The organism is Pseudomonas sp. Root562, assembly GCF_001427125.1.
Lineage (GTDB): Bacteria > Pseudomonadota > Gammaproteobacteria > Pseudomonadales > Pseudomonadaceae > Aquipseudomonas.
The window spans coordinates 427,015-439,360 of record NZ_LMGK01000020.1 but is presented as its reverse complement, the minus strand read 5'-3'; the positions used below and the strand labels follow the sequence as shown (position 1 = coordinate 439,360).

The 12,346-nt window shown below is 60.4% G+C and carries 11 protein-coding genes and 1 pseudogene; 5 read left to right on the top strand and 7 right to left on the bottom strand.

All coding sequences use genetic code 11. The annotated features are described in order from the left end of the window. The first annotated feature begins 23 nt into the window (after positions 1–23). Positions 24–1,466: a mechanosensitive ion channel family protein gene (locus tag ASD60_RS15680; protein WP_056854863.1), complete on the top strand. Its 1,443-nt coding sequence runs from the start codon at positions 24–26 to the stop codon at positions 1,464–1,466. Positions 1,467–1,487: 21 nt separating this feature from the next. Here the strand turns inward: ASD60_RS15680 and ASD60_RS15675 are convergent, their stop codons facing one another. Both ASD60_RS15675 and ASD60_RS15670 read right to left on the bottom strand, forming a co-directional pair. Then, positions 1,488–2,447, bottom strand: a complete 960-nt coding sequence (locus ASD60_RS15675) for a FecR domain-containing protein (protein ID WP_056854862.1) — start codon at positions 2,445–2,447, stop codon at positions 1,488–1,490. Continuing rightward, positions 2,447–2,953, bottom strand: a complete 507-nt coding sequence (locus ASD60_RS15670) for a sigma-70 family RNA polymerase sigma factor (protein ID WP_056854861.1) — start codon at positions 2,951–2,953, stop codon at positions 2,447–2,449. The genes ASD60_RS15675 and ASD60_RS15670 overlap by 1 nt, the downstream gene beginning before the upstream one ends. A gap of 213 nt (positions 2,954–3,166) precedes the next feature. On the opposite strand from ASD60_RS15670, the gene ASD60_RS15665 reads away from it, so the two are divergent. Further along, on the top strand, positions 3,167–3,607 hold the full coding sequence (locus ASD60_RS15665; RefSeq protein ID WP_056854860.1) for a carboxymuconolactone decarboxylase family protein: 441 nt from the start codon (positions 3,167–3,169) through the stop codon (positions 3,605–3,607). Positions 3,608–3,828: 221 nt separating this feature from the next. On the opposite strand, the pseudogene ASD60_RS28395 reads toward ASD60_RS15665, so the two are convergent. The 4 genes and pseudogenes from ASD60_RS28395 to ASD60_RS15650 form a co-directional block, all read right to left on the bottom strand. Continuing rightward, a pseudogene (locus tag ASD60_RS28395) lies at positions 3,829–4,097 on the bottom strand (type II toxin-antitoxin system RelE/ParE family toxin). Beyond that, positions 4,087–4,278 carry a type II toxin-antitoxin system RelB family antitoxin gene (gene relB, locus ASD60_RS15660; RefSeq protein ID WP_056854859.1) on the bottom strand — a complete coding sequence of 64 codons (192 nt, stop codon included), beginning with the start codon at positions 4,276–4,278 and terminating at the stop codon, positions 4,087–4,089. Before relB ends, ASD60_RS28395 begins: the two are co-directional and overlap by 11 nt. A gap of 237 nt (positions 4,279–4,515) precedes the next feature. Further along, on the bottom strand, positions 4,516–5,697 hold the full coding sequence (locus tag ASD60_RS15655) for an acetyl-CoA C-acyltransferase family protein (RefSeq protein WP_056854858.1): 1,182 nt from the start codon (positions 5,695–5,697) through the stop codon (positions 4,516–4,518). Further along, entirely contained in the window at positions 5,694–6,476 is a 783-nt protein-coding gene (locus tag ASD60_RS15650; protein ID WP_056854857.1) for an enoyl-CoA hydratase-related protein, read from the bottom strand. Before ASD60_RS15650 ends, ASD60_RS15655 begins: the two co-directional genes overlap by 4 nt. A gap of 217 nt (positions 6,477–6,693) precedes the next feature. Here ASD60_RS15650 and ASD60_RS15645 point away from each other — a divergent pair, with 217 nt between their 5' ends. Genes ASD60_RS15645 through ASD60_RS15635 form a run of 3 tightly spaced genes read left to right on the top strand, consistent with a single transcriptional unit; the run spans position 6,694 to position 10,163 of the window. After that, on the top strand, positions 6,694–7,800 hold the full coding sequence (locus ASD60_RS15645; protein ID WP_056854856.1) for a polyamine ABC transporter substrate-binding protein: 1,107 nt from the start codon (positions 6,694–6,696) through the stop codon (positions 7,798–7,800). Positions 7,801–7,839: 39 nt separating this feature from the next. Beyond that, positions 7,840–9,258 (top strand): aminotransferase, encoded by a 1,419-nt coding sequence (locus tag ASD60_RS15640; RefSeq protein WP_056854855.1) that lies wholly within the window; start codon positions 7,840–7,842, stop codon positions 9,256–9,258. Next, positions 9,255–10,163, top strand: a complete 909-nt coding sequence (locus ASD60_RS15635; RefSeq protein ID WP_056854854.1) for a LuxR C-terminal-related transcriptional regulator — start codon at positions 9,255–9,257, stop codon at positions 10,161–10,163. Before ASD60_RS15640 ends, ASD60_RS15635 begins: the two co-directional genes overlap by 4 nt. A gap of 56 nt (positions 10,164–10,219) precedes the next feature. On the opposite strand, the gene paaZ is transcribed toward ASD60_RS15635, so the two are convergent. Beyond that, on the bottom strand, positions 10,220–12,289 hold the full coding sequence (gene paaZ / locus ASD60_RS15630; protein WP_056854853.1) for a phenylacetic acid degradation bifunctional protein PaaZ: 2,070 nt from the start codon (positions 12,287–12,289) through the stop codon (positions 10,220–10,222). Between the last annotated feature and the right edge of the window lie 57 nt (positions 12,290–12,346).

Genomic DNA, 12,346 nt, shown 5'->3' with positions numbered 1-12,346 from the left:
TTGTCCTGTGCCGGAGTTGCTTGATGCTGTCGTTGATCGCCGAACACCCGTTGATCTGCGCCTTGGTCCTGATCCTGATCGATATGGTCATGTGGCGCTTGATCGACGCCAACCACCACAGCTGGAAACTGTTCCTGCGGGTAGTGATTTTTTCGCTGTACAGCGTTTTGCTGTTCAACGAAGGCATGAACCCGATGGTGCCGGCGCCGTGGGCGGACAACGTGCCGTTGCACCTGGCGGCCACCGGTTTGCAGATCGCCTGGTGGTTATTCGCCGCGCGCACCCTGACGGTGCTGATTGGCGCGGCGATGATGCAAAGGGTCGGGCATACCGGGCGATTGCTCCAGGACCTGCTCGGTGCGCTGATTTTCCTGATCGCGGTGATTGCCGCGCTGGCCTATGTGCTCGATTTGCCGGTCAAAGGCGTGCTGGCGACTTCCGGCGCGCTGGCGATCATCGTCGGCCTGGCGTTGCAGAGCACACTCAGCGATGTGTTCTCCGGGATCGTCCTCAATACCACCAAGCCCTACCAACTGGATGACTGGATTGCCATCGACGGCACCGAAGGTCGGGTTATCGACATCGACTGGCGGGCCACGCGGTTGCAGACATCCCAGGGCAGCATGATCGTGATCCCCAACTCGCTCGCGGCCAAGGCCAAGATCACCAACTTCAGCCGGCCCAGTGACATGTTCGGCGTTTCCATCAGTTTGCAGGTCAGCCCCCATGTCCGTCCGCAAACCGTGATCGATGCTCTCGAGCGGGCCATGCAAGGCTGCCGCATTCTGCTGAGTGCGCCGGGGCCGAAGGTGGCGCTCAAAAGCTCCAGCGCTGCTGGCGCGGACTATGAAATCAGCGGGTTCGTTGCCTCGATGAGCGAAAAGCGCACGGTGCGCAATCAGCTGTTCGACCTGGCATTCCGGCACTTGCGGGCGTCCGGGATCAATTTGCTCTCGAGCGTCGAGCCCAATCCCGAGAGCGATTCTTCACGGCCACGGGCGTTGCTCGACAGTTCGCCGATTTTCTCGACCTTGCGCCAGGAAGAGAAAGAAACCTTCAGCCAGAACATGGCCCTGCAGACTTTCCGTGCCGGCGAGACGATCCTGGCGGCGGGGGAGGTCAGTCATCACTTGTTCATCATCGAGTCCGGCGTGGTGTCGGTGACGTTGAACGTCCACGGCGCGCTCATTGAAACCGGGCGCATGGGGCCAGGGGAAGTGATCGGCGAGGCTGGCATCCTCACCGACACATCGTCGGCTGCCGAGTTTGCCGCGAAGACTTTTTGCACGCTTTACCGTATTGAAAAGGACTACCTGAAACCGTGCCTGGATGCTCGCCACGACATCAACGATGCGATGAAAACCTTGCTGGATTTCCGCTTGCACAAGGTGCAGTCGCTGATTCAGGAAGAACCGGTTGTGGTGCGCAAGAAAGGGTTTTTGCAGTGGTTGCTCAAGCGCGCCTGACGGCGGTAAAGGTCGTCGGCGTCAGACCCTCGGCTCGACCGTCAACCAGTATTGGGTCATGCGGCTGATATTCAGCGGCAAGGTATCGCTGAGCAGGCGCAGGCTGGCGTCGGTGTCGCGCAGGGAAAATGCGCCCGACACACGCAGCCCGGCGACGTCCGGGTGGCAGCGCAATACCCCCGGGCGGTAGCGGCCAAGTTCGCTCAACAGTTCATCCAGACGCATGTTGTTGGCCAGCAGCATGCCCTTGTCCCAAGCGACGGTGTTGAGGTCAAAACGCTGCGCAGCCTCGGCCCTGTCGAGCCTGAAGCGCTGACGCTCGCCAGCACTGAGGGTCGTGCCTTGGCTAAGTAATTGCGGCGTGACCACCACTTGCCCTTCTAGAACGGACACCTGACTTGTGGCGTTTTCTGTGCGCACGCAAAACCGGGTGCCCTGCGCATGAGCCGTGCCTTGCGGAGTTTCGACGATAAAGGGGCGCGCGCCGGGGTCTTTGGCGCTGCTGATCAACATTTCGCCATTGAGCAACAGGACGCGTCGCTCTTGCGGATTGAAAGCGATGTTCACCGCGCTGTCGGTGTTGAGCAGCAACTGGCTGCCATCGGGCAGTTGCAGGTTTTTCTGTTCACCCACGGCGGTGCGCTGATCGGCGGTCCATTGCTCCCAAGGCAGGTGTTGCGATGCCATACCCAAGGGCCCGGCAATAAACAACAAGCCCAGGCGGGTGAGGGTCTGTCGGCGACTCAAGCCCTCTTTGCGTGAAGCCCGTTGCAAAGTCTGCATGGCGAGGTTGGCCGGCACACCACGAAAATCCCCGAGCAGTACTTCGACCCGCTGCCAGGCCTGGGCATGCTCGGCACTGCGGCTGCGCCATTGGGCGATGGCCTGGTGATCGGCGGCCGTTGCCGTGCCGGAATGCAGTTGCACCAGCCAGTCGGCGGCTTCGCCAAGAATCTGCGGGTTGATCATCGACGAATTCATCAGGCGACACTCAGGCAGGCAATGAACGCCGTGCGCATGTGGCGTTTGACGGTGATCAACGAGACATTCAAACGGGTGGCGATCTGCGCGTACGTAAGGCCCTCGATCTGCGACAGCAAGAACGTTTCGCGGGTGACGGCGGGCAGTTCCCGTAGCAGCGCTTCGATGCGCCACAGGGTTTCGAGGATCAGCAGACGGGTTTCCGGCGACGGCACTTCGGCCGCCGGCAAATGCGCGATGGTTTCCAGGTACGCGCGCTCGATGTCCTGCCGCCGCCAGCGGTCAATCACCAGGCCTTTGGCAATGTGCGTCAGCAATGCCCGCGGCTCGCTGCCCAGCGGTTTCACCACCTGACGTGTCAACAAGCGCAGGAAGGTGTCGTGGGCCAGGTCGGCCGCATCACAACGGTTGCCCAGTTTGCGATGCAGCCAACTCTGCAGCCAACCGTGATGTTCGCTGTAGAGATGATGAACTTGCTGGTTCAGGGATTGATCGGCGGACGGCATGGCGGGCAAGTACTCGACTCGGGCATCCTGCGTGAGTGCAATTAAGAATTGATCGCATTCTAGTAGGGCGGGCCGAGTGATGGCAATTCACATTTCGTACTTTTCTTTCGGGGCCTGTGTCGGTGGTCTCCTCGACTTCTCGAATATTGGCTATTTGCCCAAAACACTCGCGAGACTAACGTAGCTCCACATCCATTTGCCCTGGAGCACACCATGCAACCGCGTATCGATTTCTACACCGCCAGCCCTGACGCCCTCAAAGCCATGATTGCGCTGGAAACCGCTGTATCCAAGCTGCCGCTGGAAAAGAACCTGATCGAACTGGTCAAGTTGCGCGCCTCGCAAATCAACGGTTGTGCCTTCTGCATCGACATGCACACCGCTGACGCGATCAAAGGCGGCGAAACCCCACGCCGTCTGTTTGCCGTGACTGCCTGGCGTGAAGCGCCATTCTTCACCGAACGTGAACGCGCCGCTTTGCTGTGGACCGAATCCCTGACCCAGCTCAGCCTGACCCACGCCCCGGATGAAGATTACGAGGTGGTCGCGGCCCAGTTCAGCCCCAAGGAACTGGTCGACCTGACAGTCGCCATCAACACCATCAACAGCTGGAACCGCCTGGCCGTCGGCTTCCGCAAAACCCCTCAGGCCTGATTTTCAGGAACAGTGCCGAGGCTCAATGGGCATCGGCACTCGGCGTGGGTGCTGGTTGCTCCTTGCGCATCAAGGGCACCATCGCTTTCCGGTTATGTCATTTGCTTGCCTGTCGGCAGAAAAATTGCGATCTGGCATAAGGCATTGCACATTTCAGGTGCAGGCTTCAACGGACCAAGGTATTCAGACGTAGAACCACACCAACCCAGCACTGTTAGGCTTCACGGGTATTCTTGCCTGGCATGCAAAACGGATACGATTTCGATTCGATCCGTCACCCGGTAGACACCAGATAATTGGGATGAACAACAATCTCCCGCGTACCGTGTACGCGACCGAATCGATATAGGTAGGGATGTTGCGGAAGGGCTGAGGTAGCAACCTCAATGGCTTGGTACAGCTCGCTAGCGGCTACAAGGTGGCGGTCGCCGATGTAATCAATGATTTGCCACAGCTCAGTTCGGGCTTCGGGTCGCCACTCAACCAGCATTGAGCTTATTGCGCTTGCTTTCGATTAGGGCGCGCAGGTCAGCCATTACCTGATCGTGCGGAACATTCGGGTGTGGATCATCGAGCGATGTCTGTACTTTTGCACGGAACCAACGGTCGTAGCTGTCGGCCTGCTCTTCGGTTTCAAACTCTGAAACGATGAGGGAAAGTTCAGCGCTCATTGAGTGACCTCCGGGATCGATACCTGGCAGTCTAATCAGTCGGTGGCTCACTGTCGTGGATTTCAAGAGTGCATCATGCCCAGCAACTGCATCTTCTGATCATCGTGCTGACCGAAAGTCTGTTGTCGGATCCGGGTTTCACTCGGTGCTGTGGAAGCTGCCGCAGGCTGCGACCTTATAAAGACAAGGTCAAAAGATCGCAGCCTGGTTTCACTCGACAGCCCCTACGGCAAGGGGTTAGACGCGCTCGAAAATCGCCGCAATCCCCTGACCACCACCGATGCACATGGTCACCAGCGCGTAGCGGCCGTTGGTGCGGTGCAGTTCGTGGATGGCTTTGGTGGCGATGATCGCGCCAGTGGCGCCGACCGGGTGGCCCAGGGCGATGCCCGAGCCGTTCGGGTTGACTTTGGCCGGGTCGAGGTCGAGTTCCTGGCTGACCGCGCAGGCCTGGGCGGCGAAGGCGATGTTGGCTTCGACCACGTCCAGGTCAGCGACGGTCAGGCCGGCGCGTTTGAGTGCCAGGCGCGTGGCAGGGATCGGACCGAGGCCCATCAGTTCCGGTTCGACGCCGGCGTGGGCGTAGCTGACCAGGCGCGCGAGTGGCTTGAGGTTATTGACCTGGACAGCGGTGCCGGTAGCCATGACCAGGGCAGCGGCGCCGTCGTTCAGGCCCGAGGCGTTGCCGGCAGTCACCGAACCGTCTTTCTTGAACGCAGGCTTCATTCCGGCCAATTGTTCCAGGGAGGTGGCACGCGGATGCTCGTCGACGCTGAACAGCTTGGTGCCCTTGCGATCCTGGATTTCCACGGTGGCGATTTGTTCGCTGAAGTAGCCGTTGGCAATCGCGTGGGCGGCGCGTTTCTGGTCTTCAAAGGCCAGGGCGTCTTGCATCTCGCGGGTGATGCCGTTGCGTGCGGCCACGTTTTCGGCGGTGATGCCCATGTGAATGCCATGGAACGGGTCATGCAGGATGCCGAGCATGTAGTCGATGACCTGGGCGTTGCCCATGCGCGAACCCCAGCGGGCGCTTGGCATCAGGTACGGGCCACGGCTCATGGATTCGGCACCGGCACCGACGACGATGTCGGCGTCGCCGAGCATCAGGGTCTGCGCGGCGTTGATGATCGCTTGCAGGCCCGAACCGCACAGGCGGTTGACGTTGTAGGCTGGGGTTTCCTTGGGAATGCCGGCGTTCATTGCGGCAACCCGGGAAATATAGGCGTCACGGGTTTCAGTCGGGATCACGTTGCCCATCACCAAATGGCCGACGAGCGCCGGGTCTACGGCGGCCCGCTCCAGGGCGGCTTTCACAGCGGTGGTCGCGAGGTCGGCCAATGGCACGTCCTTGAGCGAACCGCCGAAGGTACCGATGGCGGTACGGGCGGCGCTGACTACGAAGATGTCCGGGGTGTTCATGACTGGGCTCCTTTCGGTGGATTCTTATCTGTACTGCGATTGAGCAGGGCATTCAAGGCTGTTTTCGCCTCTTCGCTGTTGAGGCGCTGGATGAACAGCGTGTTTTCTTCGCGCAGGGTGGCCTGCAGTTCTTCCATACCCGGCTGCTTTATCAATTGCCGGGATTGGCGCAAGGCTTGCTGAGGCATCGCCAAAAAGCGCTGGGCAATTTTGGCGGCCGCGGCCAGGCACTGTTCGCCGTCATCGAAGGCTTGGTTGGCCAGGCCCCAGGCCACCGCTTCGCTGCCATCGAGGCTGTCACCCAATAGCAGCAGGCGCGCGGCACGGGCATGGCCGAGCAGGCGAGGCAATAGCAGGCTGGCGCCAAATTCGGGGCACAGACCCAGATTGACGAACGGCGTGCGCAGCTTGGCGTCGCGCGTAATCAGCACCTGATCGCAATGCAACAGCAGGGTGGTGCCGATACCGATGGCCGCTCCGCAAACTGCTGCGATCAACGGCTTTTGCAGGTGCGTCACGGCGCGCATCAGGCGAAACGCGGGGCTGTCCAGGTGCTTCGGCGGTTCCTGCAGGAAGTCCACCAGGTCGTTGCCACTGGTAAAACAGTTCGGGCCGCCGGTGATGATGATCGCCCCCACGGCATCGTCTTCATTCGCGGTAAGCAACAGGTCGGCCAGCCGCGTGTACATGCTGTTGGTCAGCGCGTTGAGCTTGTCCGGGCGGTCGATGGTCAGCGTCAGCACGCCATCGCGGTGTTCTTGTTTGATCAGGTCGGTCATGGCGCGCTCTTGGCGAGTCGGTTCAACGGGCACTTTAAGCGTCAGGCAAACCCTGCCGCTATGCCAAAACGGGTCAACCGGGCTGATGCTTTTTGCCATGTCGCCGGCCCATCGGGTGTTCACACCCATTCGGGGTATGGTGCCGACCTGTGAATCCGCCAATAGTAGGTACATCCGCTCATCCAGAGCCGAACTCGCTTGATAAGGTGCATTTGCTATGGGCAAGACACTGCTTAAGGTGATTTCCAGTCTGTTTGTTGTACCACTGACCCTGAATGCCTACGCCGCCGAGGTAAACGACAGCAACACGCTGCGGCTCTATAACTGGGCGGATTACATCGGCGAGAAAACCCTCGCCGATTTCGAAAAAGCCACCGGCATCAAAGTCATCTACGACACCTTTGATGCTTACGAAACGGTGCAGGCCAAGTTGCTCACCGGGCACTCCGGCTATGACCTGATCGTGCTCAACGCGTCCCTCGCACCGCCGCTGATCCAGGCCAAGGTGTTCCAGCCACTGGACAAGAAACTGCTGCCGAGTTGGACCAACCTCGATCCGAAAATCTTGCAGGACCTGCAAGGTTTCGACCCCGGCACGATGTATTCCGCGCCCTATACCTGGGGCAGCAATGGCATCACCTACAACGTCGACAAGATCAAGGAGCGCATGCCGGACGCGCCCATCGGTTCGCTGGCGATGATTTTCGATCCGAAAATTGTCTCGCGCTTCGCCGATTGTGGTGTGACCCTGGTCGATGCGCCGACCGAAGTGATTCCGCTGGCCCTCAAATACCTTGGCCGCGATCCTCGCAGCGCCAAGCCAGAGGACCTGAAAGCCGCGCAGGAACTGCTGTTGTCGGTGCGGCCATACATTCGCAAATTCGACTCGGTCAATTACCTGACCAGCCTGCCCAACGGCGACGTGTGCATGGCCATGACCTGGTCCGGCGATTACGCCACAGCCATGGCCCGCGCCGAAGAAGCCAGGTTGAACATCAACCTGTCCTACTTCATTCCCAAGGAAGGTTCGTTGATCTGGTTCGACAACCTTTACATCCCGGCCGACGCGCCCCACGTCGCCAATGCCCACAAGTTCCTGGAGTACCTGATGCAGCCGCAGGTGATGGCGGACGTCACCGACTACATCCATTACGCCAACAGCAACGCCGCGGCCACGCCTTTGTTGAAGGCCGATGTACGCAACAACCCGGCGATTTACCCTGATGCCGAAACCCGCGAACGGCTGTTTCCGCAGAAGACTCAGGACGGCAAGGACATGCGGGCCATGACCCGGGTCTGGAGCACCGTCAAGAGCGGCATTTGATTGGTTCGAACGTTAGTCAATTCGGTTAGAGGTTTACTTATGGCGACGCCAACACGCAGCGTTTTTTCCCCAGCGGATGAATCCCGGCTGGTCAAAGCCGACAAGGCCCACCATATGCACGGCTATCACGTGTTCGACGAGCACGCCGAACAGGGTTCGCTGAACATCGTCGCCGGAGACGGCGCCTACATCTATGACACCCAGGGCAACCGCTTCCTCGATGCAGTGGGTGGCATGTGGTGCACGAATATCGGCCTGGGGCGTGAAGAAATGGCCGACGCCATCGCTGACCAGGTACGGCAATTGGCCTATTCGAATCCGTTTTCCGACATGTCGAACAACGTCGCCATCGAGCTCTGCGAGAAGCTCGCCAGCCTGGCGCCGGGGGATCTCGATCACGTGTTCCTGACCACCGGCGGCTCCACCGCTGTGGACACCGCGTACCGACTGATCCAGTACTACCAGAACTGCCGTGGAAAACCGCAAAAGAAGCACATCATTGCGCGCTTCAACGCGTACCACGGCTCTACCACACTGACCATGTCGATCGGCAACAAGGCTGCCGACCGGGTGCCGGAGTTCGATTACGCCAACCCGCTGATTCATCACGTCTCCAACCCCAACCCGTACCGTGCTCCAGACGGCATGGATGAGGCGCAGTTTCTCGAATTTCTGATCAAGGAATTCGAAGACAAGATCCAGTCGATTGGCGCTGACAAGGTCGCGGGTTTCTTCGCCGAACCAGTGATGGGCTCGGGCGGGGTGATCATTGCGCCCAAGGGCTATCTCAAGCGCATGTGGGAAGTCTGCCAGCGCTACGACATTCTGTTCGTCGCCGACGAAGTGGTGACTTCGTTCGGACGCCTGGGCAAGTTCTTCGCCTCCCTCGATGTGTTCGATGTGCAACCCGACATCATCACCACTGCCAAGGGCCTGACCTCAGCTTACCTGCCGCTGGGCGCGTGCATTTTTTCCGAGCGCATCTGGAAGGTCATCGCCGAACCGGGCAAGGGCCGTTGTTTCACCCACGGTTTCACCTACAGCGGTCATCCGGTGTGCTGCACGGCGGCGCTGAAGAACATCGAAATCATCGAACGGGAAAACCTGCTGGCCCATGTCGAGGATGTCGGCGGCTATCTGGAACAACGTCTGGCGACGCTGCGGGACTTGCCGTTGGTGGGCGATGTGCGCTGCATGAAGCTGATGGCGTGCGTGGAGTTTGTCGCGGACAAACGCACCAAGGAACTGTTTGCCCACGAGATCAACATTGGCGAGAAAATCCATTCGCGGGCCCAGGCCAAAGGCTTGCTGGTGCGGCCGATCATGCACCTCAACGTCATGTCGCCGCCGTTGATCCTCACCTATGCGCAAGTCGATGAGATCGTCGAGACCCTGCGGGTGTGCATCCTGGAGGTGGCGGCCGAACTTTCAGCGAACGGCCAGTACGCGGGCCAATGATTTCGTCGATCAAGCTGTTACCAAGGGCTTGCGCAGCCGCTAGACTGCGGGGCATGAGCAAACCAGACGACAATACGCTGATCGCCATACCCTTCGGGGCATTGCACAAATGGCATGGGGGAATGCGCGAGGCATTCGCCCATATCGATGAGCCTGACGCCCTGCAACACCTGGCATCCGCGTTGGCGCAACTGGCGGGCGTCGAGTCGATGATGATCAGCCTGGAGCGCAAGGACCGCGTGCCACAGTTGCTGCATCAGCGCGGGATTGCCCAGGAATATCAGGTGTCGATTCTTGAGCGTTATTTTGCCGGGGGCTATTTGCTCGACCCGTTCTGCCTGGCGGTGGAGCAGGGGCTGGCGCAAGGGTTCTATCACCTGGAAGAAATCGCCCCGGACCACTTCTTCGACAGCGACTACTACAAGACTTATTACCTGAACGCGGGCTGTTCCGAAGACAGCTACTACATCGTCGATACCGGCAATGACACGAAGATTTCACTCAGCCTGTTTCAGGGTTTCGGCGGTGAGTGCCTGTGCGCCGAGCAATTGAATCTGCTGCGCGCCGTGGAACCGCTGGTGCGTGAATTCATCAGTGAATTCAGCCAGCGCGGGATGCTGCGCAGTCGCGAGATCCAGTGCGACCAGGATCAGGGCCAACGCGATGATCTCAAGCATCGAGTGCAGTCGGCTTTCGAGCATTTCGGCAGCGATTTGCTGACCGAGCGCGAGCGGCAAGTGGCGCACATGGTCCTGCGCGGGCATTCGGTGAAGTCTACGGCCAGCCAGATGGGCATCTCGCCGGAAACCGTGCGCATGCACCGCAAGAACCTGTACCTGAAGCTGGAGGTGGGGTCGCAGTCGGAATTGTTTGCGCTGTTTATCGAGTGGTTGCGCAGGCACTGAGCCTTTCACGATCGTTCCCACGCTCTGCGTGGGAACGATCAGTCAATGGTGCGAGGTCAGTCTTCGCGTTTTACAACCAACGTTAAAATGTCATAGCTGGCCACCAGTTCGCCGAGTTGGTTGGTCACCTCCACATCCCACGCCACCACGCCTTGCGGAATTCCTTGAGGGCTCTTCTTGCCCTGGTCGATCTTGCGTTTGCAGGTCAGGCGCGCCTGGATGGTGTCGCCGATGCCCACCGGGTTGATGAAGCGCAAGGTGTCCAGGCCATAGTTGGCCAACACCGGCCCCGGCGCAGGCGACACAAACAGCCCGGCTGCCGCCGACAGCACGAAGTAACCGTGGGCAATGCGCTTGCCGAATTGCGATTCCTTGGCGGCGATCTCGTCGAAGTGCATGTAGAAGTGGTCGCCCGACAGGCAGCCGAAGTTCACCAGATCGGCCTCGGTCACCGTGCGGCGGTGAGTCAGCAGCGATTCGCCGATCTGCAGGTCCTGGAAGTATCGACGGAACGGATGCACTTCGGTTTCGATGACCTTGGCACCGCGCACGTACTCGCCGGTGACCGCCGCCAGCATGGTTGGCGAACCTTGAACCGCCGCGCGTTGCAGGTAGTGTTTCACCGCACGCAGGCCACCGAGTTCTTCACCGCCACCGGCGCGGCCCGGACCGCCATGCTTGAGTTGCGGCAGCGGCGAGCCGTGACCGGTGGATTCGCCAGCGGACTCACGGTCCAGCACCAGTAACCGACCGTGCAACGCAGCCGCCACCGGAATGGCTTTGGCGGCGATGTGCGGATCCTTGGTGATCAAACTGGCCACCAGGCTGCCTTTGCCGCGTGCAGCCAGGGCCAAGGCTTCATCCAGATCATCGTAGGCCATCAAGGTGCTGACCGGGCCGAACGCTTCGATATCGTGGGCGCCGCCCTCGGCATGCGGGTCGCGGGCCTGCAACAGGGTTGGCGCGAAGAACGCGCCTTTGTCGACTTTTTCACCACGCGGTTCAAAGCCATCGCGCGCGCCAAACAGCATGTCGCTGCTCTGCAACAGCGCTTGCAGACGTTCAGTCACGTCCTTCTGCTGGTCGTGGGACGCCAGCGCACCCATGCGCACGCCTTCCACCGACGGGTCGCCGACCACCACTTTGGCCAGGCGATCGCGCAGGCGGGTGGCAACCGCATCGATGTGTTTGGCCGGGACGATGGCGCGGCGGATGGCGGTGCATTTCTGCCCGGCCTTGGTGGTCATTTCCCTGGCGACTTCCTTGATGAACAGCTCGAACTCTTCGTCATCCGGGGTCACGTCCGGGGCGAGGATCGCGCAGTTCAGCGAGTCGGCTTCGGCATTGAACGGCACCGAATTGCGAATCAGGTTCGGGTTGACCCGCAGCTTGGCCGCGGTATCGGCCGAACCGGTGAAGGTCACCACGTCCTGGCCTTGCAGGCGGTCGAGCAGGTCGCCGGTGCCGCCGATGATCAATTGCAGGCTGCCGGCCGGCAACAGACCGGATTCGTCCATCAGTCGCACTACGGCTTCGGTCAGGTAGCTGGTGGCGCTGGCCGGCTTGACGATGCACGGCATGCCGGCGAGGAAGCTCGGGGCAAACTTTTCGAGCATGCCCCAGATCGGGAAGTTGAACGCATTGATGTGCACCGCCAGGCCACCACGAGGCACCAGGATGTGGGTGCCGGCGAAGGTGCCCATTTTGCTCAGCTGCATCGCCGGGCCTTCATGGACGACGTTGCCCGACGGCAGTTCCCGCGAGCCGAGGCTGGCGTAGGTGAACAGCGTGCTGTTGCCGCCCTCGATGTCGATCCAGCTGTCGGCGCGGGTGGCGCCACTGTGGTGGGAAATCGCGTAGAGCTGTTCCTTGCGCTCGCTCAAGTACAGAGCCAACGCCTTGAGACGTTGGGCGCGTTGCTGGAAGTCCAGCGCCATCAGGCCACTGATGCCCTGGCGGCGACCGTGCTCGATGGCTTCGGCGAAGTCCGGGCGCTCTTCATGGGTGTACGCAATATCGTGGCCGTCGATGGCACTGCGCAGGACTTGCGCGCCGTGTTGGCCGAGCCAGCGGCCGGCGATGAAGCTTTGCAGGGTTGGGGCATGCGGTGCAGTTGAGGAGGACATCAGGATTGCTCCGGGTATGGTCAGTGTCTGGCGCGGTTCGAGCCGCGCCGGTCAAAA

What these genes read in the sequence shown, in the direction of transcription:
- ASD60_RS15635 (WP_056854854.1), top strand. Translation starts at nt 9,255, where the DNA reads ATGATTTCGTCGATCAAGCTGTTACCAAGGGCTTGCGCAGCCGCTAGA.
- ASD60_RS15670 (WP_056854861.1), bottom strand. Translation starts at nt 2,953, where the DNA reads ATGCCGTCCGCCGATCAATCCCTGAACCAGCAAGTTCATCATCTCTAC.
- ASD60_RS15680 (WP_056854863.1), top strand. Translation starts at nt 24, where the DNA reads ATGCTGTCGTTGATCGCCGAACACCCGTTGATCTGCGCCTTGGTCCTG.
- ASD60_RS15665 (WP_056854860.1), top strand. Translation starts at nt 3,167, where the DNA reads ATGCAACCGCGTATCGATTTCTACACCGCCAGCCCTGACGCCCTCAAA.
- ASD60_RS15640 (WP_056854855.1), top strand. Translation starts at nt 7,840, where the DNA reads ATGGCGACGCCAACACGCAGCGTTTTTTCCCCAGCGGATGAATCCCGG.
- ASD60_RS15650 (WP_056854857.1), bottom strand. Translation starts at nt 6,476, where the DNA reads ATGACCGACCTGATCAAACAAGAACACCGCGATGGCGTGCTGACGCTG.
- paaZ (WP_056854853.1), bottom strand. Translation starts at nt 12,289, where the DNA reads ATGTCCTCCTCAACTGCACCGCATGCCCCAACCCTGCAAAGCTTCATC.
- ASD60_RS15675 (WP_056854862.1), bottom strand. Translation starts at nt 2,447, where the DNA reads ATGAATTCGTCGATGATCAACCCGCAGATTCTTGGCGAAGCCGCCGAC.
- ASD60_RS15645 (WP_056854856.1), top strand. Translation starts at nt 6,694, where the DNA reads ATGGGCAAGACACTGCTTAAGGTGATTTCCAGTCTGTTTGTTGTACCA.
- ASD60_RS15655 (WP_056854858.1), bottom strand. Translation starts at nt 5,697, where the DNA reads ATGAACACCCCGGACATCTTCGTAGTCAGCGCCGCCCGTACCGCCATC.
- relB (WP_056854859.1), bottom strand. Translation starts at nt 4,278, where the DNA reads ATGAGCGCTGAACTTTCCCTCATCGTTTCAGAGTTTGAAACCGAAGAG.